This is a genomic window from Arthrobacter sp. B0316-1-20 (assembly GCF_059091865.1).
Genome location: NZ_JBNHHC010000012.1, coordinates 98,973 through 122,333, shown reverse-complemented (window position 1 = coordinate 122,333; position 23,361 = coordinate 98,973). Strand labels below are relative to the sequence as shown.

General features: G+C 68.0%; 19 protein-coding genes. 13 read left to right on the top strand and 6 right to left on the bottom strand.

Annotated features, from left to right (window positions below; genetic code table 11):
- The first annotated feature begins 91 nt into the window (after positions 1 to 91).
- The 4 genes from AC5RW2_RS20325 (at position 92) to AC5RW2_RS20310 (ending at position 3,670) form a co-directional block, all read left to right on the top strand.
- Positions 92 to 1,294, top strand: coding sequence for an ROK family transcriptional regulator (locus AC5RW2_RS20325; RefSeq protein WP_494074392.1), 1,203 nt, complete (start codon positions 92 to 94; stop codon positions 1,292 to 1,294).
- A 95-nt stretch (positions 1,295 to 1,389) separates the two neighbouring features.
- Complete coding sequence (locus AC5RW2_RS20320; RefSeq protein ID WP_494074391.1) at positions 1,390 to 1,812, top strand: hypothetical protein; 423 nt, start codon at positions 1,390 to 1,392, stop codon at positions 1,810 to 1,812.
- A gap of 242 nt (positions 1,813 to 2,054) precedes the next feature.
- Positions 2,055 to 2,633: an orotate phosphoribosyltransferase gene (gene pyrE, locus AC5RW2_RS20315; protein ID WP_494049103.1), complete on the top strand. Its 579-nt coding sequence runs from the start codon at positions 2,055 to 2,057 to the stop codon at positions 2,631 to 2,633.
- Between the two features lie 26 nt (positions 2,634 to 2,659).
- Positions 2,660 to 3,670, top strand: coding sequence for a thioesterase domain-containing protein (locus AC5RW2_RS20310; RefSeq protein ID WP_494002014.1), 1,011 nt, complete (start codon positions 2,660 to 2,662; stop codon positions 3,668 to 3,670).
- A gap of 309 nt (positions 3,671 to 3,979) precedes the next feature.
- Here AC5RW2_RS20310 and AC5RW2_RS20305 read toward each other — a convergent pair whose 3' ends face one another.
- On the bottom strand, positions 3,980 to 4,471 hold the full coding sequence (locus AC5RW2_RS20305) for a YciE/YciF ferroxidase family protein (RefSeq protein ID WP_493977223.1): 492 nt from the start codon (positions 4,469 to 4,471) through the stop codon (positions 3,980 to 3,982).
- Positions 4,472 to 4,818: 347 nt separating this feature from the next.
- Between AC5RW2_RS20305 and AC5RW2_RS20300 the strand changes: the two genes are divergently transcribed.
- Positions 4,819 to 5,472 carry a TrmH family RNA methyltransferase gene (locus tag AC5RW2_RS20300; protein WP_494074474.1) on the top strand — a complete coding sequence of 218 codons (654 nt, stop codon included), beginning with the start codon at positions 4,819 to 4,821 and terminating at the stop codon, positions 5,470 to 5,472.
- Between the two features lie 268 nt (positions 5,473 to 5,740).
- Here AC5RW2_RS20300 and AC5RW2_RS20295 read toward each other — a convergent pair whose 3' ends face one another.
- The gene (locus AC5RW2_RS20295) at positions 5,741 to 6,820 is read right to left on the bottom strand and encodes an NUDIX domain-containing protein (protein WP_494074390.1); all 1,080 of its coding nucleotides are present in this window, start codon (positions 6,818 to 6,820) and stop codon (positions 5,741 to 5,743) included.
- A 185-nt stretch (positions 6,821 to 7,005) separates the two neighbouring features.
- On the opposite strand from AC5RW2_RS20295, the gene fbaA reads away from it, so the two are divergent.
- From fbaA to AC5RW2_RS20280, 3 genes are all read left to right on the top strand, one after another.
- Positions 7,006 to 8,028: a class II fructose-bisphosphate aldolase gene (gene fbaA / locus AC5RW2_RS20290; protein ID WP_493977221.1), complete on the top strand. Its 1,023-nt coding sequence runs from the start codon at positions 7,006 to 7,008 to the stop codon at positions 8,026 to 8,028.
- Positions 8,028 to 8,450: a DUF3151 domain-containing protein gene (locus AC5RW2_RS20285; RefSeq protein WP_494024849.1), complete on the top strand. Its 423-nt coding sequence runs from the start codon at positions 8,028 to 8,030 to the stop codon at positions 8,448 to 8,450. The genes fbaA and AC5RW2_RS20285 overlap by 1 nt, the downstream gene beginning before the upstream one ends.
- 192 nt (positions 8,451 to 8,642) lie before the next feature.
- Positions 8,643 to 9,419 carry a cyclodeaminase/cyclohydrolase family protein gene (locus AC5RW2_RS20280; protein ID WP_494074389.1) on the top strand — a complete coding sequence of 259 codons (777 nt, stop codon included), beginning with the start codon at positions 8,643 to 8,645 and terminating at the stop codon, positions 9,417 to 9,419.
- Positions 9,420 to 9,475: 56 nt separating this feature from the next.
- Here the strand turns inward: AC5RW2_RS20280 and AC5RW2_RS20275 are convergent, their stop codons facing one another.
- Positions 9,476 to 9,868: a VOC family protein gene (locus tag AC5RW2_RS20275; protein WP_494024847.1), complete on the bottom strand. Its 393-nt coding sequence runs from the start codon at positions 9,866 to 9,868 to the stop codon at positions 9,476 to 9,478.
- Positions 9,865 to 10,158, bottom strand: coding sequence for an ArsR/SmtB family transcription factor (locus AC5RW2_RS20270; protein WP_494024846.1), 294 nt, complete (start codon positions 10,156 to 10,158; stop codon positions 9,865 to 9,867). The genes AC5RW2_RS20275 and AC5RW2_RS20270 overlap by 4 nt, the downstream gene beginning before the upstream one ends.
- Positions 10,159 to 10,263: 105 nt before the next feature.
- Between AC5RW2_RS20270 and AC5RW2_RS20265 the strand changes: the two genes are divergently transcribed.
- On the top strand, positions 10,264 to 10,692 hold the full coding sequence (locus AC5RW2_RS20265) for an SRPBCC family protein (RefSeq protein WP_494074388.1): 429 nt from the start codon (positions 10,264 to 10,266) through the stop codon (positions 10,690 to 10,692).
- Positions 10,693 to 10,929: 237 nt separating this feature from the next.
- Entirely contained in the window at positions 10,930 to 11,550 is a 621-nt protein-coding gene (locus AC5RW2_RS20260) for a thymidine kinase (protein ID WP_494074387.1), read from the top strand.
- A gap of 136 nt (positions 11,551 to 11,686) precedes the next feature.
- Here AC5RW2_RS20260 and AC5RW2_RS20255 read toward each other — a convergent pair whose 3' ends face one another.
- Complete coding sequence (locus tag AC5RW2_RS20255) at positions 11,687 to 12,550, bottom strand: DUF72 domain-containing protein (protein ID WP_494074386.1); 864 nt, start codon at positions 12,548 to 12,550, stop codon at positions 11,687 to 11,689.
- A 568-nt stretch (positions 12,551 to 13,118) separates the two neighbouring features.
- Here AC5RW2_RS20255 and AC5RW2_RS20250 point away from each other — a divergent pair.
- The 3 genes from AC5RW2_RS20250 (at position 13,119) to AC5RW2_RS20240 (ending at position 17,122) form a co-directional block, all read left to right on the top strand.
- Positions 13,119 to 14,408: an adenylosuccinate synthase gene (locus AC5RW2_RS20250; protein ID WP_493977214.1), complete on the top strand. Its 1,290-nt coding sequence runs from the start codon at positions 13,119 to 13,121 to the stop codon at positions 14,406 to 14,408.
- 288 nt (positions 14,409 to 14,696) lie between these two features.
- Positions 14,697 to 16,094 (top strand): pyridoxal phosphate-dependent decarboxylase family protein, encoded by a 1,398-nt coding sequence (locus AC5RW2_RS20245; protein WP_494074385.1) that lies wholly within the window; start codon positions 14,697 to 14,699, stop codon positions 16,092 to 16,094.
- Positions 16,095 to 16,315: 221 nt separating this feature from the next.
- Positions 16,316 to 17,122, top strand: a complete 807-nt coding sequence (locus AC5RW2_RS20240) for a carbon-nitrogen hydrolase family protein (protein WP_494023864.1) — start codon at positions 16,316 to 16,318, stop codon at positions 17,120 to 17,122.
- A gap of 283 nt (positions 17,123 to 17,405) precedes the next feature.
- Here the strand turns inward: AC5RW2_RS20240 and AC5RW2_RS20235 are convergent, their stop codons facing one another.
- Positions 17,406 to 23,261, bottom strand: coding sequence for an Ig-like domain-containing protein (locus AC5RW2_RS20235; protein WP_494074384.1), 5,856 nt, complete (start codon positions 23,259 to 23,261; stop codon positions 17,406 to 17,408).
- Positions 23,262 to 23,361 lie beyond the last annotated feature (100 nt).

The window sequence follows — 23,361 nt, the reverse complement described above, 5'->3', positions numbered from 1 at the left end:
AGTTTTGTCGAGGGTCAGGCAAAAGTTGTTTGACCATGAATTGTTAGTTTCGGTAGAGACAAACAGAAGTGGTGCGTGCTGTACTGAAAGCGTGTTGAAGTCCGATGTCGCCCCGCCGCAGCGCCTGGCCGCCCAGCCGGCTGCCGGAGCAAGCGAGGTATTCCAACTGCTGCGCGACGGCCAGCCGCGCACCCGGGCGGAGCTGGCGCAGTTGACCGGCTTGGCGCGGTCCACGGTGACCGCCCGGGTGGATTCGTTGATGCGGCTGGGGCTGATTGCTCCCATTGGGGGAGCGACCTCGACCGGCGGAAGGCCGCCGTCGTTGTTTGCGCTCAACCCGGCCGCACGGCTGGTGATCGGCGCCGACCTCGGCGCCACGCACGCCCGGGTCGTGGTGGCCGACCTCTCCGGCGACGTGCTGGCCGAGGAGCGCGCCGAGCTGAGCATCGCCAGCGGCCCGGACATCGTGCTCGGTTGGCTGACCGACGCCGTGGCGCGGCTGCTGAAGGACGCGGGGCGGGGCGCGGCGGATCTGGGCGCGTTCGGCATCGGGCTGCCCGGACCGGTCGAACATGACACGGGGCGGCCGATCAATCCGCCGATCATGCCCGGCTGGGACCGGGTGGACGTCCCGGCGCTGGTGCAGCAGCATTTCGACGTGCCGGTGCTGGTGGACAACGACGTCAACATCATGGCGCTGGGCGAGCAGGCGATGGCCTGGCCCGACACCGCCGACCTGATGCTGATCAAGGTGGCCACGGGGATCGGGGCCGGCATCATTTCCTCGGGGCAGCTGCAGCGCGGCGCCCAGGGTACCGCCGGGGACTTGGGGCATGTGCGGGTGCCCAGGGGCGACGACGTGGTGTGCCGGTGCGGGAACACCGGCTGCCTGGAGGCGCTTGCCGGCGGGCCCGCCCTGGCGGCCGTGCTGTCGGCCGGGGGAAAGAAGGCCGAAAGCAGCCAGGACGTGATCGAACTGGTCCGCTCCGGCGACCCGCAGGCGATCCAGGCGGTGCGCCAGGCCGGCCGGGACATCGGCGACGTGCTGGCCACCTGCGTGAACCTGATCAACCCGTCAGTCATCGTGATCGGCGGACGGCTGGCGCAGGCGGGCGAGCACCTGTTGGCCGGGATCCGGGAAGTGGTCTACCGGCGCTCGCTGCCGCTGGCGACCGAGCATCTGCGGATCGCCCCGTCCGTAGCAGGGCAGCGCGCCGGCGTGCTGGGAGCGGTGGCGCTGGCGATCGGGCACGTGCTCTCGCCCGAAGCGATCGAAGCGGCCGCGTCGGCCTGACTGCGAAGTTATAGCTTCGTAACGGAGCGGGCGTCCCGTCGGTATGCTTCCGAGGCTAGCGTGGGACAAACGTAGTTCGGGAGAGGCAGGGCGTCATGCGCAGATTGGCCACGCTGGCGGCCGGCGCCGTCGTCCTCCTGGCGCTCGCCGGTTGCGCCGGGGCGACGTCCGGGATCGGCGCGCTGGAGGCACCGGCCGGCCCGGACGACAAGCTGGTGGGCGGAGCCGAGGTCCTGCGCGTGGCACCAGGCAGCGTCCGGTCCTTGGCGGAAACGAGCGACTTCGCCTTCTATGCCGCAGTCCCGGACAACCCGGCCGACCACGGCGTGTGCGTGATCATCGTGGAGGTGGGAGCCTCCGGGGCATCCAGCGGTTGCGGCGGTACTGGGCGCGAGCCGGTCGAACTCGGCACGTCCGGGGTGTGGGCCAAGCTGGTCCAGGATCACTACGACGCGGGCAAGGACCTGGCCGAGGGCTGGGAGCAGCTGCACCCGAACCTGCTGGTCCGCGGGCTCTGACTGGCACAGGGCGGTCCGGCGGCGTCCGGCGGCGCCCGGCGGTGTCGGGCTTAGGGGTCGGCGGCGTCCGGCGGCGCCCGGCGGTGTCGGGCTTAGGGGTCGGCGGCGTCCCGCGGCGCCTGACGGTGTCGGGTCTGGGGGTTGCCGGCGTCCCGCGGCGCCCGGTTTGAGGGCTCCGGTGGGACCGCGAGGCCTGTCATGGTTTCCCGGTGCGGCGGGGGCAACCCCATAGACTAAGAGCCATGACCCAGACTCCCGTGGCCGATCCAGCGGCCGACCGCGCCCGCCTGCTCGAACTGATTAAGGAATTGGCCGTGGTGCGCGGCAGGGTCACCCTCTCCAGCGGCGCCGAAGCCGACTACTACATCGACCTGCGCCGGGTCACCCTGCACCATGAGGCGTCCCGGCTGGTCGGCAGGGTCATGCTGGCCATGCTCGACGAGGCCGGCATCGAATTCCAGGCAGCAGGCGGCCTGACCATGGGGGCCGATCCGGTGGGGACGGCGCTGATGCACGCGGCCGGAGACGACGGACGAGCCGTCGACGCGTTTGTGGTGCGCAAGGCGCAGAAGTCCTACGGCATGGGCCGCCAGGTGGAGGGTCCGGAGGTGAAGGATCGCCCCGTCGTCGTGCTGGAGGATACCTCCACGACCGGCGGATCCGCGCTGACCGCGGTCGAAGGCGTGCGCCAGGCCGGCGGGCAGGTTCAGGCCGTGGCAGTCATTGTGGACCGCGACACCGGAGCGAAGGAACGCATCGAGGCCGAAGCCGGCGTGCCCTATTTGTTCGCTTTCGGCAAGGACGAACTGGAGCTGGACTAGCCGCCGGTGGCCGGCCAGCTCGAATGATGGATCTCCGCAGGAACCACGCCTTCCGCCAACTGCGCCTGGCCAGCAACCTGCACCGGGTTTCGCGCCGCTCGTTCCTGATCGGTGCCGCCTTCGGGCTGGGCACCGCCGCCGACCTGGCGGCCACCCGGGCCATCCAGGAGATGCGCAACGAAGCGCAGATCCTCACGCTGGACGACGAACGCGCGGACCGGCGCTTCCCCCGCAGCAGCTGGGTGCTCTTCCCCGGGTACAAGACCAGCTGGGAAGAGGGGCTGTGGATTTTGAACTCGTTGCGCGACGGCCTGGTGGACCGCGGCCGGCTGGCGGTGGCGGGTTATTCGAACCGCGGCCTGGACCTGGCCGAATTGACCGAGGTGCTGCAGAAGCACATCCAGGACAACGACCTGCAGCGGCTCTACTTCTACGGACACAGCTTCGGCGGCATGGTGGCCGTGGAAATGACCGCGCGGCTGCGCGCCAAGGGCTTCCCGGTGGAACTGATCCTGATGGATTCGTCCCCGTACAGCCGCTTCGACGTGCTGGACAAAACCATGTTCGAAGGCGTGGTCTTCCTCTACGAGGCCGGCTACCGGGTGCCCAGCTACTTGCGGGGCGGATACGAGCTGGGCGAGCGCATTGTGCACAAGGACGAGCGCACCTGGCGGCAGATCGTCGAGCAGACCATGGAGCAGCTGTCGCCGCTGGCCGTGTCCAGCACGCTGATCCAGTCCCAGTCCTCGTACATCTATCACTTCGACGCGTATCGCTTCCGCCACAGCATCGGCGACACCCGCATCGCCTGGATGGGCAACCCCGGGGACCAGACGGTCAACTACGCAACGGCCCGGCGCAGCTGGCTCGTGAACTATGAGGCGAACTTCCTCACCAACAACCTGGTCACCGAAGGCGCCCGGCCGGCCCACGCCAGCCCGCAGTGGAATTCAGCGATCTACGTGCCGATCGTCCAGCAGGTGGCGGACGAATTCTTCCCGCTGCCGGTGGTCGGCGGGCGCAAAACCTACTACTAGTAGGGGGACCGGCGGCAGGTTACTTCCGCTGCTCGCCACGGGAAGCGGAGCAGCCAGGCGCGCGAGTCGGAGTGGGGCCGCCGGCATCGAAAGGGAGCGGCAGACACGCGCAGCGAAGCGGCAGGCACGCGAAAGGGAGCGGCAGAACGCACAGCGGAGCGGCAGGCACGCGAAAGGGAGCGGGGCCGCCCACGCAGCTCCGCTCCCTTTCGCTGTTTGCCCCGTGCGCCGGCCAGACCATCGCGCAGGTCGGCCGCGCTCCGCCGCGCTACTGGGCGTGCGCCGGCGGCCATCGCGCTTGCCGTCGCCCTACTTGGCGGCGGCTTCCTGGGCGAGCTTCCGGCCGAACTCGATCAGCTTGTCCCGAGTGCTTTCTTCCTGGCCCAGGATCTGCTGAAGCAGCTCCACGACTTCGGTCTGGCCCTGGGCCTCCGCCGAGGTGATCAGCGTGGTGTAGCAGGCGACCTCATGATGTTCCGTGTCCAGAGCCCCGGCCACGATGACCATGTCCACCAGGCTGGGATCCACCTTGTCCAAGGCGGCCTGTGCTTCCTCGGCCAAACCCTTGCTCACCGGGGAGCGCTGCTCCTTGGCCTCCAAGCCCAGGACCTTGAAGCATTTTTCGATATACGTAATCTGTTCACGCGTCTCGTCCTGATGGTGGCTGAGCATGTCCTTCAGCTCTTGGCTCCGTGCAACCTTCTGGTTCTCTTCGAGCATCTTGAGCACGTCATGTTCCGATCGCAGCGCGACGCCCAGCTTGAAAGCGAAAAGTTCCTCGGGGGTGGTCAATTCAGCCATTGAAACTCCTTTTCTTGAGGGTGGTTATCAGTATGCTTATCATCCTGGTTAATCGTGCACAACCCGCTGCAGCTCCGTCGGCGGGCTCCCGCGGCGGCCCCTTCCGCACTGCGGTGCGCCGCCACTCCAGGCCACGGTGCCTGAGGCTGCGGTCTGTCCCCTAGGCTTGTGGGGTGGAAGAAGAAGGTGAAACCGGGGCCGGACCGAGGTTGACCGATGGGGTTGGCGAACGGCCGGATACCCAGGTGGCGACCCCGAACGGCTCCGAGACCGCAGGGCCGGAGACGTCCTCGAGTGGCTCCGAAACCCGCCCCCCGGAAGCTGCCCCGAACGGCTCCGAGGCCGACGTGCGGGAAGCTGCCCCGAACGGCCCCGAGGCGGACGGACCGGAGCCGGCCATCGGCGTCGGACCGTGGGAGGGGCCGTTGCCCGATGGCGACCATTGGGACCCGCAGCTGCTGGCCGACGGCGACCGACGCAACGTGACCGACCAGTACCGCTACTGGAAGCACGAGGCGATCGTCGCGGACCTGGACACCCGCCGGCACAACTTCCACGTGGCCATCGAGAACTGGCAGCATGACCTCAACATCGGCTCGGTGGTGCGGTGCGCCAACGCCTTCCTGGCCAAGGAAGTGCACATTATCGGACGACGGCGGTGGAACCGGCGCGGGGCGATGGTCACCGACCGCTACCAGCACGTCCGGCACCATCCCACGGTGGAGGATTTCGTGGCGTGGGCGCAGGGCGAGGGCCTGCGGATCATCGGGATCGACAACTTCCCCGACTCGGTGCCGCTGGAGACCTACGACCTGCCGGAGAACGCCGTGCTGGTGTTCGGGCAGGAGGGGCCCGGGCTGACGCCGGAGGTGCACGCCGCAGCCGATGCCACGCTGTCCATCGCGCAGTTCGGCTCGACCCGGTCGATCAACGCTTCCGCCGCCGCGGCCATCGCGATGCACGCGTGGATCCGGCGCCACGTTTTCGGCCAGCCGGTCTAGCGGCAAGGACCGGCCGTGCGGTGCGCCATTGTCCCGCCGCGCCTAACTTCCCAGCTTTAGCTGTAACTTCCCACGTTTGGTTTGTCCACAGGCCCCTGACCTGCGGCGATGCTTCAGGCCCCGTCGAAACGTGGAAAGTTAGTGCGCCGGCAGTGCCCCGGAAAGGCGCCCATTACGGAAAGGCGCCCAGTATGTCGATGGGCCCGGTCGACGGTCGGTCGGCATCGACCGTCGGTTTCAGGAATGGCGCGGGCGCTGGAGCCAGCAGTTAGCCGAGCAGCTCCAGCAACGCTCCGGCGCCGACCGTTCGGGCGCCGAGGGCTTCAACCCGCTCGCGCAGCCCGCGGTCGGAGCTGACCACGGTCACCGGCGCCTCCGGGTCCGTGCCGAAGGCCTTCTCCACCTGGGCCACAATCTCGTCGTCGCCCGACCCCGCAGCATGCACCACTTCCAGCTCCACCCCTCGGCGACGCGCGGCCGAGGCCTGGGCGGCTGTTTCGCCGTCCTGCGCCGTCGCCGGGGAGCTCGCGGAGTTCGTGCCGACGCCGGCCCGTGCCCGGTTCGCCCCGCCGTCGTGCCCATCCGGGTTTGCCTTATCCACCTGGCGTGCCTGCCCGTCCGGGACCCCCGCGCCTGCCGGGCCTGCCAGACCGGCGGGGGCGGCCTCCTTCGCCGCGCCTTCCAGGACCACGACGGTGCGCGGCCACACGGTGCCGGCGGGAACTTCCAGCAGACTCGCGGGAAGCCCCGCCGCCAGGCTGGCGTGCAGCGAGGCCAGCAGCCGGCGCGCGGCGCCGGGGCGGTCCTTCCACCAGCCGTCCGGCCGGGAACCGACCACGTTCGCCGCGTCGACCACAAGCACCGGCGGGTGCTCCAGCAGCGTGCGGAGCCGCGGCCAGGCGTCGCCGAAGTGCGGATGCAGCGGCAACTGGTCCACCTCATCCAGGGGGACCCAGGCCAGGGCCAGGCTCTCGGCGTCGGTGATTTCCGGTTCAAACGGGCGAACAGTCTTGGCGGCGGCGGTTGTGTAGGACCAGAAGCCCAGGTCCAGGACGGTAGTGAACAGAGGGGCCAGCGCGTCGAGCGGGACGTCGGCTTCCTCGTTGGCCTCGCGCAGGGCGGCATCGACGGCCGGTTCGTCCTGATGCCTCGCCCCTCCCGGGATTCCCCAGGTGCCGCCGAAATGGCTCCACTTTGCGCGGTGCTGGAGCAGGATGCCGCGCTCGCGGTCCACCGCCAGCAGCCCGGCCGAGCCGAACCGGCCCCACATCCGGGTACCGTCCGGCCCCTCCACCCAAGCGTCGCCGGGATCGCGCGGACCGTGGAATGGCGGCGGGGTTTCAGTCATGATTCCAGCTTGCCACGGTCGGAGGGCGGGGTCAGGTGGAAGCGAGCGACAGAGCCGCGGCTCCGCCGGCCGCCGGGGGTAACCCGGCTTCACAGTCGTCGCGGCAACTGCTGCCCGGACACGAGTCGATAGGATGGGCTCAGAGGCAACGCCTTCGAATCCGTATCGCTAGCCAAGGAGTCAGCATGCCCGTTGCAACCCCTGAGATCTACGCCGACATGATCGACCGCGCCAAGGCGGGCGGCTTCGCCTACCCTGCGATCAACGTGACCTCCTCGCAGACCCTCAACGCTGCCCTGCAGGGCTTCGCGGACGCCGGGTCCGACGGCATCATCCAGGTGTCCACCGGCGGCGCCGCCTACTGGTCCGGTGCCGGGGTCAAGGACATGGTTGCCGGCTCGCTGGGCTTCGCCGCCTTCGCCCGCGAGGTGGCCAAGAAGTACCCGGTCAACGTTGCGCTGCACACCGACCACTGCCCGAAGGACAAGCTGGACGGCTTCGTGCTGCCGCTGCTGGCCGAGTCCGAGGCCGCAGTGAAGCGCGGCGAGGACCCCATCTTCCAGTCGCACATGTGGGACGGGTCGGCCGAGACGCTGGAGGAGAACCTGCGCATCGCCGAGGACCTGCTGGCCCGCACCGCCGCGGCCAAGATCATCCTGGAAGTGGAAATCGGCACCGTCGGCGGCGAGGAAGACGGCGTCGAAAACGAGATCAACGAAAAGCTCTACACCACGGTTGACGATGGCCTGAAGACCATCGAGGCACTCGGCGCGGGGGAGAAGGGCCGCTACATCACCGCCCTGACCTTCGGCAACGTGCACGGCGTGTACAAGCCGGGCGGCGTGAAGCTGCGCCCCGAACTGCTCAAGCAGATCCAGGCCGAGGTCGGTGCCAAGATCGGCAAGACCAACCCGTTTGACCTGGTCTTCCACGGCGGCTCCGGCTCCTCCGAGCAGGAGATCGCCGACGCCGTTGCGTACGGCGTCATCAAGATGAACGTCGACACCGATACCCAGTACGCCTTCACCCGTCCGGTCGCCGGCCATATGTTCAGCAATTACGACGGCGTGCTGAAGGTTGACGGCGAGGTCGGCAACAAGAAGGCCTACGATCCGCGTGTCTGGGGTGCCGCCGCCGAGAAGTCGATGGCCGCCCGGGTCGTCGAGGCCGCCGAGCGCCTGGGCTCGGCCGGAAAGTCGGTGAAGTAATGACCGAGCCCTTCCGCACCAACCTGCTGGGCCCCGAGCCGACCTACCTGCCGGAGGAGACCGACGTCCTGGCCCGGCTGGAGGCCGGCGACGAAGCCTTGGACCTGGCCGCGAAGTTCCCCACCTCCTCGCTGGTCTGGGCGATCCTCGCCGACGAGGCGTACTCCGAGGGCCGGACCATCGACTCGTACGCCTACGCCCGCGTGGGCTACCACCGCGGCCTGGACGCCCTGCGGCGGGCGGGCTGGCGCGGAGCCGGCCCCATCCCCTGGGAGCATGAGCCCAACCGCGGTTTCTTGCGCGCGCTCTACGCCCTGGGCCGCGCCGCCGGAGCGATCGGCGAGGCGGAAGAAGTGGACCGGATCGGCAAGTTCCTGACCGACTCCGACCCGAACGCCCGGGCGGCCATCGAAGGCGCCTGATCTGCAATAAATCCCTCGGGTGGAAACGGGAGCTCGCCGCACGGCAGCTCCCGTTTTCAGTGCCCGGGTGGTGGCTGTCCTGCCTCCTCCAGCCCGTCGGGCACTTTCCTGCCGACCCGTTGTTGGGCATGATGCAGACATGGGAGCAGGCAGCGGCGGCACGGCCGCAGGATCCACGGAAGGAGCCGGAGCATGAGCGGATCGGAGACCATCGACGAGTACCTGGGCCGGCTCGGTTCCAACCAGCCGACGCCCGGCGCCGGAGCGGTCGGAGCGATCCACGCGGCGCAGGCGGCGGCGCTGATCGGCATGGTGACGCGGTTTACCGAGCGGAGCGCGGCGAAGAACAACGACGGCGGCGCCTCCGCAAGTGCGGCGCGCGACGACGGCGGCTCCGCGGGCTCGGCGCACAACGACGGCGGTGCCTCCTCAGGCACGGACCGCAGCGGCCGCTCCACAGGTTCAGCCCGCAACGACGGCGGCGCCTCCGCCGGCTCCAGCGCGGATCCGGACCTGGAGGCCATACTGGCCGAGGCCGGCGACCTGACCCGGGCGGCGGTGCACGCGGCGGTGTCCGACGAGGAGAAATTCCGCAGGGTCGTTGACTGCTACAAGCTCCCCAACACAACAGACGACGAGCGCAGCCGTCGCAGCGCGGCCATCCGGGAGTCGCTCGTGGAGGCGACACTCCCGGCGAGGGCCCAACTGGACCTGGCCTCCGCCGTCGTGCGTTTGGGCACAGAGCTGGTGGGCGTGTGCAATCCAAACGTGCTGAGCGACATTGCCGTGGCCGCCGAAGCGGCGCGGGCCGCCGCGGCGACGGCGCGGATTACGGTCGAGGCCAATCTGACGTCCATCCGGGAGGAATCCATCCAGGAGTCGCTGCAAGACCACACGCGGAAGGCGGACGACGTGGTGCGACGTGCCGAGGAGTTGTCAGCGTCGGTCCGGCGCCGCGTCCTGGACTAAACGAGCGCCATCGACAGGGCGCGACCCCGCCGCGCATGACGGAGCGAGGCCCCCGGCTACGCCTCCTTCATGCTGGCGATTTGAATGAGGTTGCCGCAGGTGTCGTCAAACACGGCCGTGACGACCGGTCCCATGTCGGCGGGCTCCTGAACGAACTGCACCCCCAGCGCTAACAGGCGCTCGTACTCGGCGTGCACGTCGTCCACCCCGAAGCTGTTGAAGGGGATACCGTCGGCGACCAGGGCTTCCTTGAACGGCTTCACCGCCGGATGGCCGGACGGTTCCAGGAGCAGTTCCACGCCGTCCGGGGCAGAGGGTGAGACAACGGTCAGCCATCGGTCGTCGCCTACGGGCACATCGTTTTTGAGCTGGAACCCGAGCTTCTCGGTGTAGAACTCCAGGGCTTTCTGCTGGTCGTCAACAAAGACGCTGGTGGTGGTGATGATCATGGTGATTCCTTCGAAGACGGCGGGAGGTTGGCTAGCCATTCCCTCGCAGGGGTGAGCGGAGCAGTATTCAGATGGTGGACGGTAGTGCGTCCACGATTGCTGGCGGTCACCAAGCCGGCCTCGCGCAGGATTGCGAGGTGCTTGGTGACCGCCTGACGGGTGATCGCGAGATGGTGGTTGTTGATCAGGCGCACGGTCAGCTCGAACAGCGTCTGGTCGTTGTGCGCGGCCAGCTCGTCCAGCAGAATCCGCCTAGTCGGATGACTTATGGCTTGGAAGACCGTGTCCACCCGTCCATAATAGGCAACCCGTAGGTTGCCAATCAAGGGAGCGGGTTTCTTAGCGCTCGGCCGCGTGGTCTTTCGCCGCGGCAGCCGGGCAGGCATGATGCAGGTATGGGTGCGACCACGGCATTCACGGCCTCCGAGCAGGTCTTTGTGCCGCCGGCGCGGGCCTGGGCGCTGTTGACGGATTGGGCCGCGGCCCCCGCATGGATGCCCGGCGTGAACGAGATGCACGCCGAGGGACCGCTGGCGGTCGGCCAATCCATCAGCTTCCGCTCCCAGGGCCACGACCGCAGCAGCACGGTGACCGAGCTCGACGTCGGCCGCAGCATCACCATCACCTCCTCGCAGGGGGACGTGCGGGCCGACTACCGCTATGAACTGGACGGAGAGGCCGGGGCGACCCGGCTGACGCTGACCGCCGACGTCGTGGTGAGCGAGGAGTTAGCCGCCATGGCAGAACAGATCCGGCGGGCGATCGCCGAGGCCGACTCCGGCCAACTGGCCGACTTCAAGCGATTTGCGGAAGCTGCGCCGTGATCCCGGCCGTGTCCTTCGCGGGAGCCGCGCTGACTCCGGTCGTGTCCTTCGCTGGAGCCGCGCTGACTCCGGTCGTGTCCATGGCGGGAGCCGCGCGGTCCCGGTCGTGCGCTGCGATGAAGCTGCACCGCGATCCACCCCGGAGCGCTGTGGGGGAGCCGCGCGGCGACCCTGCTGCCGTCCATCCGGCGTCCGGCTCAGTAGAATCGACTGCTGGGACCGCTTGAAAGGACTGCGTTGGCCAAGCTCTACTTCCGCTACGGGGCGATGAACTCCGGCAAATCCACCGGACTGCTCCAAGTAGCCTTCAACTACGAGGAGCGCGGGCAGCGCGTGCTGCTGGCCAAGCCGCAGATGGACACCAAGGGGGACAGCAAGATTGTCTCCCGGCTGGGCATGGCCCGGGATGTGGACTTCCTGATCCGCCCGGGCGAATCCGTGCGAGAACACTTCGGCCGGGTGGCCGCCGGCGAGGACCCCGAAGCCCTCCTGGAACATGTGGACGTGCAGCCGGTGGCCTGCCTGCTGGTAGACGAGGCGCAGTTCCTGGAACCGGAACAGATCGACGACCTGTTCCGCATCGCGGTGATGGACAACGTGCCGGTGCTGGCCTACGGCATCCGCACCGACTTCCGCACCCAGGCCTTCCCGGGGGCCCGGAGGCTCCTGGAAATCTCGCACTCCCTCGAGGAGCTGAAGACCATTTGCCGCTGCGGGCGCAAGGCAGTCTTCAACACGCGCCGCGTGGGCGGGGAGATTGTGTTCGACGGCGAGCAGGTCGCCATTGACGGCGAGGACGTCTGGTACGAATCGCTCTGCGGCACCTGCTACCTCGAGGCCTCCGGCGGCGCGCTCTAGCGTTTGACGGCGGCGGGCCGCGGTCCATGGGCAAACCCGGCCAGCGGCGGGCGGGCACGTGTCGGCGCAGCCCCGGGTCACGTGCCGGCTACCGTCCGCTCTCCGGGGGCGGGCACGTGTCGGCACAGCCCCCGGGTCACGAGCCGGCTGGAATGCCCAGCCGTTCGGCCAGCCCGATCGCGTTGAACGGTGCGTGGACCTTGACGTCGTTGTCGAAGTACACGTAGGCATCCCGGCCCGCGCCGTCGGGGCAGCCGGACCCGTCCAGCCATCCGGTGACCGTCGAGGCCAGCCGGTCCAGGTCTGCGTCCCGGTAGCCGCTGACGTAGAGTTCGTCCTTTCCGTGCAGCCGGACGTAGGCGAAGTCGGCCGTGATCTCGTTTAGCATCGGCCACTTTCCGGCGCTGTCGGCCAGCACCAGGGCCGTGTTGTGCCGGCGCAGCTGGTCGTAAAACTCCTCGTTGATGAACGTGGTGCTGCGGATCTCGAGGGCGTGGCGCAGCGGCCGGTCGGCGCCGTCGTCGGGAATCCAGGTCCTGTCCTTCATCAGGTCGGTGTGCCCGGCGGCCAAGGCGGCGGCGGCGTGTGTGCTGCGCGGCAGCTGGACCAGGAACTTTTCCATTACCTCGGCGTCGTAGTTGGCGCGTTCGGGCAGCTGCCACAGGAACGGTCCGAGCTTTTCGCCCAGGCCCAGGATTCCCGATGCGTAGAAATTCGCCAGTGCGTCCCGGACGTCCTTCAGGCCCTTCATGTGGGTGATGTACCGCCCGCCCTTGACCGCGAACACGAAGTCCGGAGGCGTCTCGGCGTGCCACTGCCGGAAGCTGGAGGGGCGCTGCAGCGAATAGAACGTGCCGTTGATTTCGACTGATTTCAGGTGGCCGGAGGCATACTCCAGTTCGCGGCGCTGGGGCAAGCCCTTTGGGTAGAAGGTGCCGCGCCAGCGCGGGTATCGCCAGCCGGAGATGCCGATCCGTGCCATCGGTTGAGAGGCGGCCATGTCTCGCACGCTACCCGGCCCCGGCGGCGCAAGCCAGAGCAAGCCGCGCTCCGCCGTCGTGCCGTGGGGCGTTGCGCATCCTTGAAGCGCTGTCGCCACCGGGCACGAGAGCCATGGCCTCATCGAGTGGCGAGAAGATGCAGCCAAACGGCCGGTTTCGCTGCATCTTCTCACCACTCGAATCTGGCGTCCCGGTTCCGACCCCGGCGCGACGCCGAGCGACGTCGGGGTCCCGGGAGTTGGAGGGCTGCGGCCGCGTTCCGGTCGCGACCGGTCGAGCGACATCCCGCTCCCAGGAGTCGGAGGGGTTGCGGCCGCGTTCCAGGCGCGACCGGTCGAGCGACGTCCCGCTCCCGGGAGCCGAAGGGCCCGCCACCACCCACCCGTTTCGGCCCCAAAACCGCATCCGACCGCGCGGATTCCGGTCGACTGAGGCCCATCCGCTAAACTTGGCGGGTAAGAGCCCCAAATACTCCATCCGGAGTGAGGGGCGTTCTCATGCGCGGCAGCGGCTCCTTGATGTGCAGTCTGTCCGGGGCTTCCGCCGCATCGAATGGGGGAGGATCCCATGCCAGCAATTGTGATCGTCGGAGCCCAGTGGGGCGACGAAGGAAAAGGCAAGGCTACCGACCTGCTCGGCGGCCGCGTGGATTACGTGGTTAAGCCCAACGGCGGCAACAACGCCGGGCACACCGTCGTCGTCGGCGGGGAGAAGTACGAGCTGAAGCTGTTGCCGGCCGGCATCCTGTCCCCCAACGCCACTCCGATCATCGGCAACGGCTGCGTGGTCAACCTGGAAGCCCTCTTCGAGGAGATCGACGGGCTCGAGGCCCGCGGCGCGGACACCTCGCGGCTGCGCGTCTCCGCCAACGCCCACCTGGTGGCCCCGTTCCACCAGACCATGGACAAGGTGACCGAACGCTTCCTGGGCAAGCGCGCCATCGGCACCACCGGCCGCGGCATCGGCCCCGCCTACATGGACAAGGTGGCCCGGCTGGGCATCCGCGTGCAGGACGTGTTCGACGAATCGATCCTGCGGCAGAAGGTCGAAGGCTCGCTGCGGCAGAAGAACGAACTGCTGGTAAAGGTGTACAACCGCCGGGACGTGCACGTGGAAGAGGTCGTGGAGTACTTCCTCTCCTTTGCCGAGCGGCTGCGCCCGATGGTCATCGACTCCACCTACGTGCTGAACAAGGCGTTGGACGAGGGCAAGGTCGTGCTGATGGAGGGCGGCCAGGCCACCTTCCTGGACGTGGACCACGGCACCTACCCGTTCGTGACCTCCTCCAACCCGACCGCCGGCGGCGCGTCCGTGGGCTCGGGCATCGGGCCCACCCGGATCAACCGTGCCGTGGGCATCATCAAGGCGTACACCACCCGCGTGGGCGCCGGGCCGTTCCCCACCGAGCTGTTCGACGACATGGGCGAGTACCTGCAGAAAAAGGGCGGGGAGTTCGGCGTGAACACCGGCCGGCCGCGGCGCTGCGGCTGGTACGACGCCGTGCTGGCCCGCCACGCCGCCCGGGTCAACGGCTTCACGGACTACTTCGTGACCAAGCTGGACGTCCTCACCGGCATCGAACAGATCCCGGTCTGCGTCGCCTACGACGTGGACGGCATCCGGCACGACGAAATGCCGATGACCCAGACCGAGTTCCACCACGCCAAGCCGATCTTCGAGTACTTCGAGGGCTGGACCGAGGACATCACCGGCGCCAGGACTCTGGAAGACCTGCCGGAGAACGCCCGCAACTACGTGCTGGCGCTCGAAAAGCTCTCCGGCACCCGGTTCTCCGCCATCGGTGTTGGCCCGGACCGCGACCAGACCATCGTGGTGCGGGATCTGATCAGCGAATAGCAGGACCAACGACGGCGGTGCGTCCGGTGCGCCGTCGGGCCCTCACCGCTGGATGGCGACGGCGGGGCACGGGGCTAAGGCCTCAACGGACACCAATAGAAGACGACGGCGGGGCGCGGGCAGCGATGTCCGCGCCCCTTTCTGTGCTTCGGGCCGGGGACCACCGACGCCATCCTGGCCGGCCCATGAGTGCCGGGATCTGCCCTGCTTGCTGCAAGATCTGCCCGCGGCAAGCGTGTTCCTGCCCCCGCCTGTCGCAGGGCGGGGCCGCGGCGTAACATGCTCGTCATGGCGGACGACGAACTTCTCCACCGCACGGCCGAGCTGGCGGCAAAATACCTGCAATCCCTGCCCGGACGACCGGTGAAATCGGGGCTGGATGTGGATGCCCTGCACCGCGAGCTGGCGGGAGAACTGCCGCGGCAGGGAGAAGACCCGCAGGCGGTCATTGAGCACCTGGCTGACGTCGGCGGGCGGGCCGCCGTGGCGATGGCAGGTCCGCGCTACTTCGGCTTCGTGATCGGCGGCGCCCAGCCCGCAGCGCTCGCCGCCGACTGGCTGACCTCCACCTGGGACCAAAACGCCGGGCTGTATGTGGCCGGCCCGGCCGCCTCCGTGGTGGAAGAGGCAGTGGGTGCCTGGCTGCTGGACCTGTTCGGGCTGCCCGCGGATTCCGGCTTCGGCCTGGTGACCGGCTGCCAGATGGCCCACTTCACCTGCCTGGCTGCGGCACGGACGGCAGTGCTGGAACGGATGGGCTGGGACGTAGTGGGCGACGGCCTGTTCGGCGCGCCGGAGATCGCCGTCGTCGTAGGGGAAGAAGCCCACAGCACCGTGCTGACCGCGCTGCAGTACCTGGGCCTGGGTCGCCGCAGGGTCTACTCGGTGGCCACCGACGCGCAGGGCCGCATCACGCTGGACTCGCTCGGCGCCGTGCTGGACCGGATTCCCGCCGACATGCCGCTGATCGTCAACCTGCAGGCCGGCAATGTGAACACCGGGTCCTTCGATCCCATCCGGCCGGCGGTGGACCGTGTACGACGGCGGGACGGCGCTTGGATCCACGTCGACGGCGCGTTTGGGCTGTGGGCAGCCGCCAGCCCGGAGTACCGGCACCTGCTCGACGGCGTGGACCTGGCCGACTCGTGGGCCACCGACGCGCACAAGTGGCTCAACGTCCCGTACGACTCCGGCGTGGCCATTGTCCGCGACGCCGAGGTGCACCAGCGCACCATGTCCCCGCCGCATGCCGCCTACCTGGAGTACGGGGCCGAACGGGACGAGGTTGCGTGGGTGCCGGAGTTCTCCCGCCGTGCCCGCGGCTTTCCGGCCTACGCCGCGCTGCGGACGCTCGGCCGCGAGGGGGTGGCGGACCTCGTGGGGTGCTGCTGTTCGCTGGCATCGCGGATGGCCGGGCGGTTGGTCGAGGCGGACGGCGTGCAGATCCTCAACGAGGTGGTGCTCAACCAGGTGCTGGTCCGGTTCACGCCGGAGGACGGCTCAGACCCGGACGACTTCACCCGCGAGGTAGTGCGCCGGGTGCAGGAGGACGGAACACTCTGGCTCTCGGGGACCACGTGGCACGGCAAGGCCGCCATGCGGATCAGCGTCTGCAACTGGTCCACCACGGAAGAAGACGCCGACCGCTCCGTCGAGGCGATCCTGCGCTGCGCCGGTAGCCGCTGACGCCGACCGGAGTGCCGGATAACTCGGCAAGCCGCCGGCATTGCAGGGCAGGCCCGGATTGCCGGGGCACTCCGCGAGTCAGCAAAAGGGGTGGCGCCGGTAACCACTGAGCAGGTGCGCCGCCGTCGGGCTGTGAATCCTCCGCGTTCCTCGAAGCGCCCGGCGAGTTGGTCTTAGGTAGGCTGGAAGGACATACACCGCCATCAAGACGGGAGCGCATCATGAAGATCAGCGTCGGACAGCTTAACCCCAGCGGGGACGTGACCGAGAACCTCCAGACGGTGCGCTCGCTAGCGGAAGAAGCCAAGGCCGACGGCGCCGAGCTGGTCGTGTTTCCCGAGGAATCGATGTTCACCGTGCGCCACGTCGAGGGCGACCTGGCCGCGGCCGTGGACGCCAACTGGACCAAGTTCGTGCAGCAGCTGTCCTTCATCGCCGCCGAAGTCGGCATCGCGATCATCGCCGGCGGCTACGAATCCAGCGGCGAGGAACGGCCGTACAACACGCTGGTGATCGTCGACGCCACCGGCCGTATTGTCGACACTTACCGCAAGCTGCACCTCTACGACGCGTTCTCGTACCAGGAGTCCAAGCGCATCAAGCCCGGCGACGGCGGCCTGAAGATCGTGCAGCTGGGCGACCTGAACTTCGGGGTGCTTACCTGCTACGACCTCCGCTTCCCCGAGCTCGCCCGCGCGCTGGCATCGGAGGGCGCCGACGTACTCTGCGTTCCGGCCGCCTGGTTCAAGGGTGACCACAAGATCGACCACTGGGAAACGCTGCTGCGCGCCCGTGCCATCGAGAACACCTGCTGGGTGGCCGCGGCCGGCACGTCGAGCACCAACACCGTGGGCCATTCGGCGATCCTGGACCCGATGGGCATCCCGAAGGGCTTCCTGGACGACGAACTCCGCGGCGTGGTCACCGTTGACGTGACCAGGCGCCGGATCGACGAGGTGCGCGAGTTTTTGCCGGTGCTGAAAAACCGGCGGCTCACCAACACGGTGGAGATCGTCTCGGCGCACTGATGCTGCGGCGGCCGGGCGGCGGCCGGGAGGGGCGGCCGGGGGCGGTCAAAAATATTTTCGAGAAAGTTTTCACCCAACCCGTAACTTTTCCGTATCCGGCCGCGATTACGTAGATGAGGAAGCCGCGCCAGAGCTTAACCCCCCAACAAGCTGTGGCGCGGCTTCTGTCATCCCGGTGGTCGGGGATGTGTTGACGCCGGTGGGCCTCGAGGCTCCTGGGCCCGAACAGAGTCCAGGCCCCGGATTACTCCGAAGCCTGGACTCTATTGGTTGAGGCGGTTATTTACCGTCCGGTTCGAAAGGACCAGCTGGTGGCCGACAGCCGGTTGCCCGAGGCATCCTTGATGCTGCTGCTCAGCTGAACCTTGTAGCTGGCATTGGCCTTCAGGTTGCTCGACGGGTTCAGGGTTGCCGTCTTGGTGCTCGAGTTGTAGCTGATCTTGGCCGAAACGGTCTTGCCCTTGCTGTCGACCAGCTTGAAGCTGGACCCGCTGACTCCGGAGACAGCCTCGCTGAACTTCACGTACACGTTGCCGCTCCGGCTGACCGACGTGGCTCCGGCTGCCGGCGTCCGCTTGGACACCGTGGGGCGGCTTTCCGTCGTGAAGCTCCAGCTGGAGGCCGCCAGGCGGTTGCCGTTGACGTCCGTGATGCCGTTGCTGAGGCTCACCGTGAAGCGGGTGCTGCTCGGCAAAATCGCCTTGGGAGTCACGGTGACCGTGCGCTTCGCAGAGTTGTAGCTGACCGTCGCCGGTACAACCGTGCCTGCGGCGGTCTTCAGCGTCACCGTGCTGGCGCTGACGCCTCGGACCGGTTCGCTGAACGTCACCGTCAGGTTCCCATTGGTGGCCACGTTGGTGCCGTTCACCGCCGGGGTCCGTCCGGCGATGGCCGGCGCGGCTTCGGTGCTGAAGCTCCACGTGGTGGCCGTGATCGGGTTACCCGAAAGGTCCCGGATGCCGCCGGTCAGCTGCACCGTGTAGGTGCGGCTGGCCAGCAGGTTGGCGGGGTCGAGGGTAGCCGTCCGGGTCGCGTCGTCGTAGCTGACGGTTGCCGTCACTGCCGTGCCGGCCGCGTTGGTGACCCGGAAGGTGGTGCCGTTGACTCCGGTGACCGGTTTGCTGAACCTGGCGGTGATGTTGCTGTTGGTGGCCACGTTGGTGGCGTTCACCGCCGGGGTCCGTTCGGTGATGACCGGTGCGGCCTCGGTGGTGAAGCTCCACGTGGTGGCCGTGATCGGGTTACCCGAAAGGTCCCGGATGCCGCCGGTCAGCTGCACCGTGTAGGTGCGGCTGGCCAGCAGATTGGCGGGGTCGAGGGTAGCCGTCCGGGTTGCGTCGTCGTAGCTGACGGTTGCGGTCACTGCCGTGCCGGCCGCGTTGGTGACCCGGAAGGTGGTGCCGTCGACTCCGGTGACCGGTTTGCTGAACGTGGCGGTGATGTTGCTGTTGGTGGCCACGTCGGTGGCGTTCGCCGCCGGCGTCCGTTCGGTGATAACCGGTGCGGCCTCGGTGGAGAAGTTCCACGTAGTGGCCGGCAGGGCATTGCCCTGCAGATCCCGGATGCCGCCGGTCAGCTGCACGGTATAGGTGCGGTTGGCCAGCAGATTGGCGGGGTCGAAGGTAGCCGTGCGGGTCGCGTCGTCGTAGCTGACGGTTGCGGTCACTGCCGTGCCGGCCGCGTTGGTGACCCGGAAGGTGGTGCCGTCGACTCCGGTCACCGGTTCGCTGAAGGTGGCGGTGATGTTGCTGTTGGTGGCCACGTTCGTGGCGTCCGCGTCCGGGCTGCGCCCGGTCACCGATGGAGCCGGTCCGGCAGTGGTGAACGACCAGCTGGTGGCAGCGAGTGGGTTGCCCGCCGCGTCCCGGATGCCGCTGGTGAGCGCAACGGTGTAGACCGTGTCGATCGCCAGGTCCGCCACCGGGTCGAGCGTCGCCGTTCGGGTCACCGGATCGTAGGTCACGGTGGCGGCGGTCGGTGCCGTTGCTTCCGCGGCCGTCAGCGTGGCCGTCGTCCCGGAGATCCCCTGGACGTCCTCGCTGAAGGTTGCCGTGATGTCGACCCCGACGGCCACGCCGGTTGCCCCGTCAGCAGGAGCGCGGTCCGTCACCGTGGGGGCTTCGGTATCCGTCAGCTCGATGGTCTGGTCGGCAAACCGGAGGCGCTCGACATTGGTGATGGTGTCGGTGCCGTCGTCCCCGCCGCCGCGGACGTGCGCGACGGTCGTGACTCCGTCGACGGTGGTGATGTCGTATTCATCGAGCGCGCCGGAGAAGTTGGCGGTGTCGATGTCGGTCGAAGCCGCACTGTTGAGAATTTCCCGCACGATGACGACGTCGCCCGGGTCGATCCGGCCGGCCATAATATCGGCCTGGATGGTCTTCAGGCTGGTGACTGACCGCAGTTCAGCGCCCTGAGCGTCGCGTACGCTGAGCCGCACGTTCAGCCACTTGTCGCCGTCGATGACGTCATCCGCGCCGTTGCCCCAGATCTGGTCGCTCCCGGAGCCGCCGATGATGATGTTGCCGGCGCCGAACTCGGTGGCACCGGCGGGCAGCAGCTCGGCCAGGCCGGTAATCCGCTTGATGCCCTCGGCGTCCAGCACATTGCTGAGGCCGGGGACCGCCACCTCGTTGTCGGGCTCGGCCGGAATCACGTCATCGCCGCGCAAGACGTCGTCCTTGTCCCAGCCGGAGAGGGCCTCGACCAGCAGGAACCGGTCCTTGAGCGCGTTCGGACCCTCCACGACGATCATGCGCATATCGGAATCGGCTGCTTCGACCGACCGGGCGTGGGTCACCCAGTCGAAGCCGTAGACGCCGTGATTGCGCTCGATCCCGGGACCGGCGACCATGACGTCGTCACCGCCCTCGGCATCGTAGTCGTCCTCGCCGCTGTCGCCGATGAGGACGTCGTGGCCGGGGTTGTTGATGTCGTCGAAGAACGGGGCACCGCTGTCGCCCTGGAGCAGGTCGTTCGCGTTGCCGCCTTCTTGCCAGTCATCGCCGCCGCCGCCGAACACCGTGTCCGGTCCGTCGCCGGCTATCACGAGGTCATTGCCCTCGCCGGCGAAGGTCTGGTTGCCGTTGAGCCCGCCGTTGGAGAAGTCGTCTCCGTCGCCGGACATGATCACGTCGAGTCCGGGGCCGGCGTCCATCGCGTCGTTGCCCGGCCCGCCCTTGATCACGTCGTCCCCGTGGGAGTCGGTGATCCGATCGTTGCCGGCGCCGCCCAGGAGGGTGTCCGCGCCGTCGTTGCCTTCGATGATGTCACTGCCGCCGTTGCCCCAGACGGTGTCGTTGTCGACGCCGGCCCAGATCCGGTCCGTCCCGTCTGCGCCGCCGGCATCGTCCTTGCCGTTGTAGGTCGCCTGGGCGTTGAGGCCCGGGCGGTCCACGCTGTTGGAGACGCGGTAGCGGATGGTGCCGTCCGCCATGCGGAGCAGCAGTGCTGACTCGTCGCAGGCCGAGGCGGGATCATCGGCCACATTGTTGCCCGTGGTGCCGGTGATGTTGCCCATCTCGAACTCACAGTCGGCGACGCCGAAGACGTCGGCCTTGAGCGCGGAAGCGTCGGTATTGCGCATCACCAGCTCGGCCATGGAGTTGCCTTCGAGCTGGGCCCGCAGGTTCAGGCCCGAGGTGCGGGACAGGTAGTAGAGCCGGTCCCCGTCCTGCAGGTCCGTCATCTGGCGTTCAAAGATGTAATTGAAGGTGGAGCCGAGCAGCCCGCCGAAGAGATTCTGGGCTTCGGCCAGGCCCCCCACCCACAGATCGACCGTGTCCAAACCGGTCCTGGAGGCGGCGCCGTCGTTCTCCCACTCCCCGTTGCTGTTGACGAAATCGTAGGCATCGGCCGGAGTTTCGGCCGCCGGGTCGGGGCTCATGTCGAAGAGTTTCTGCGCCGCCGCGCGCTTGGCCTCGATGCTCGTCGCCCCGGTGATGCTGGGATGCGTGCCGTAAGCGGCCATGAAGTTGACCACCGAATCCGGATGCTTCAGCGCCTGCCCGAAGTCCACCCAGCTGCTGTAGGGCTTCAGGGACGACTCGCTGGTCTTCGCGTAGAGGTCCTTGCGGAAATTGTTCAGCGACGGGACGCCGGTCTCCCGGCCGCGGGCGATGTTGAGCGCGGCCAGGTCCAGGGGCAGCCCGAGCACGCTGTTGCGCAGCGTGTCGGTGACGAACTCGTCGAGCTCTGCGCCCACCTGGTCGGTCATGCCCATCGCGATCGCGCCTGCCGCCTGCTCGGGCGTCATCGTGCTGTCTCCGTTGGCGTAGTAGGCCGGTGGATTCAGGAACGCGTCCAGCAGCGGGAGACCGATGTCGGCTCCGCTGTTGGTCTTCCGATCCACGGTGTCCGTCAGCATGGAGTGACCGAACCGGTAGGTCGCGTGGGCAAACTCCGCCTCGATCGCCGGGTCGATCGCCGTGTCCGACTGGGTGAAGACATTGAACGGATTGATGCCCGGCTGGATCTTGCGAGCGAAGTCCTCGAAGACGATGTGCTGGTACTCCATCTCCGTCACGAACCGTGCGGCCTGGAAGAGGCGCTCCCCGTTCCATTCGCCGTTGGGCAGCTTCCACTCGTTCAGGTCCAGGTTCAGGGACGTCAGCAGTTCTTCCATGTAGGTGACCAGCCGGTTATGCTCCGAGTGGAAGACCTGGTGGACGGCGGTGAGGCCGATGTTCTCGTTCAGGCGGCCGTCGCCGCCAACGAAGTGCGCGTCGAGCATTTCGTCGTCGTAGGTGCCCGGGTCCTGCCGGCCGCTGGTGGGCGTGATGCCGTCGTCCCCGTCGGGTGCCAGGGCCGCGCCCCGCGAGTCGATCGGTGCCGCGAAGTGGGAGATGTCGTCCAGGAACGCGATGCCGATCCGCTGGACATCCGCCGGCGGCGCGACGGGGTTCTCCAGGTTCCCTTCCACGAACTGCTTGTCCTGCGTGATGTACTGCGGCAGCCCGTTGGGGCCGCGCAGGAAGCGCCCGTACTGGTCGGTGGCCAGCATCGGGATGTTCACGACGTCGGCGTCGGAGAGCTTCAGGCCGAGCATGGACTCGGCCTGGGCCTTGATGTCCGCCCAGGTTGCCATGCCGCCGGGTTCGCCTTCGGTCAGTTCGCCGGTCGAGACCGGGTCGCCGTTCTCGTTGAGCTCGTACTCCCGGAGGAAGACGTGATGGGACGGATTCGAGGAGTAGGTCTGGCTCTGGTCAACCCACGGAGAGTCCGTGTTCGTGGCGTCCTGGACGTCGTCGTCGGTGCCGAGCTTGCCGTCGGGGCCGGGCTGGTTCTCCGCCCGGTTGAGCAGCATGAAGTTCGTGGGCGAGCCCTCGACGTACAGCGGATCGTCCTTGGCCAGCGGCATCATGACGACGTTGCTGGTCTTCTTGGTGAAGTCGATGCCGTGGTCGAAAAACTGGCCGAAGAGGGCAAAGAAGCCGTTGTAGGGCGGCGAGAGCCCGAAGTCGGTGGTGACATTCGGGATGTCGAGTGTCTCGCCGTCGGGAACACAGTTCAGGGGCAGGCCCTCGTCGTCGCAGGGGACTGCCGTGGGGCCGTCGTTCACCGTCCGGTGCGCCTTGCCGGCCGCGGCGATCGCGGCCGGATTGGTGGAGGTCTGGTCCACGATGACGTTGCTGACGAAGCGCGGGTCCGCGTCCCGGATCATCGGAACGTTGACCGACTTGTACGACTGCCCGCCGGCGGTGGTCCGCCATTCCGGTTCTGCCAGCCGCGGGAAGGGCAGGCTGGCGGCGCCGAAGTGCCCTTGGTTGGGCACCAGGTTGTTGTCGGACCCGTCCACCGTGCGCAGCCCGTAGGGCAGCAGCGGATTGGCTATCTGGTTGGGGCCGGGGCCGAGGAGCGGCTGGCCCGGCACGGGCCTGCCCTCGGCGTCTTCCTTGGTGGCGTGGTTTTCCGCGATCTTAATTTGCTTCAGGATGAACCGCATGTCCCCGGCATTGAGGGTCAGGCCTTGGCCTACCGGCGCTGCCAACGCCGCGGGGGCGAGGGCGGAGGGCAGCACGCCCGCGCCCAGCACCAGCGCGGCGAGCCCGGCCGTGACTTTTTGGGGGAAGGATGGCCTCCCCTTGTCGGCACGTCCGGTGCCCCTCCCCGGTTGTAAATCGGTTGGTGCAGTAAACACGGTGACTCCCCCTAGTCGAGTGATGTGTGGCTGGCCACAGCATCCGACGAGGACCTTGGGGAAATCCTTGAAGGCTCTTTCCGTCTACTTCCGGGCAGGA

Bases quoted from the DNA above. Each gene is read 5' to 3' on its own strand.
- AC5RW2_RS20310 (WP_494002014.1), top strand. From the start codon at position 2,660: ATGGATCTCCGCAGGAACCACGCCTTCCGCCAACTGCGCCTGGCCAGC.
- AC5RW2_RS20320 (WP_494074391.1), top strand. From the start codon at position 1,390: ATGCGCAGATTGGCCACGCTGGCGGCCGGCGCCGTCGTCCTCCTGGCG.
- AC5RW2_RS20240 (WP_494023864.1), top strand. From the start codon at position 16,316: ATGAAGATCAGCGTCGGACAGCTTAACCCCAGCGGGGACGTGACCGAG.
- pyrE (WP_494049103.1), top strand. From the start codon at position 2,055: ATGACCCAGACTCCCGTGGCCGATCCAGCGGCCGACCGCGCCCGCCTG.
- fbaA (WP_493977221.1), top strand. From the start codon at position 7,006: ATGCCCGTTGCAACCCCTGAGATCTACGCCGACATGATCGACCGCGCC.
- AC5RW2_RS20295 (WP_494074390.1), bottom strand. From the start codon at position 6,820: ATGACTGAAACCCCGCCGCCATTCCACGGTCCGCGCGATCCCGGCGAC.
- AC5RW2_RS20305 (WP_493977223.1), bottom strand. From the start codon at position 4,471: ATGGCTGAATTGACCACCCCCGAGGAACTTTTCGCTTTCAAGCTGGGC.
- AC5RW2_RS20265 (WP_494074388.1), top strand. From the start codon at position 10,264: ATGGGTGCGACCACGGCATTCACGGCCTCCGAGCAGGTCTTTGTGCCG.
- AC5RW2_RS20245 (WP_494074385.1), top strand. From the start codon at position 14,697: ATGGCGGACGACGAACTTCTCCACCGCACGGCCGAGCTGGCGGCAAAA.
- AC5RW2_RS20250 (WP_493977214.1), top strand. From the start codon at position 13,119: ATGCCAGCAATTGTGATCGTCGGAGCCCAGTGGGGCGACGAAGGAAAA.
- AC5RW2_RS20255 (WP_494074386.1), bottom strand. From the start codon at position 12,550: ATGGCCGCCTCTCAACCGATGGCACGGATCGGCATCTCCGGCTGGCGA.
- AC5RW2_RS20280 (WP_494074389.1), top strand. From the start codon at position 8,643: ATGAGCGGATCGGAGACCATCGACGAGTACCTGGGCCGGCTCGGTTCC.
- AC5RW2_RS20285 (WP_494024849.1), top strand. From the start codon at position 8,028: ATGACCGAGCCCTTCCGCACCAACCTGCTGGGCCCCGAGCCGACCTAC.
- AC5RW2_RS20275 (WP_494024847.1), bottom strand. From the start codon at position 9,868: ATGATCATCACCACCACCAGCGTCTTTGTTGACGACCAGCAGAAAGCC.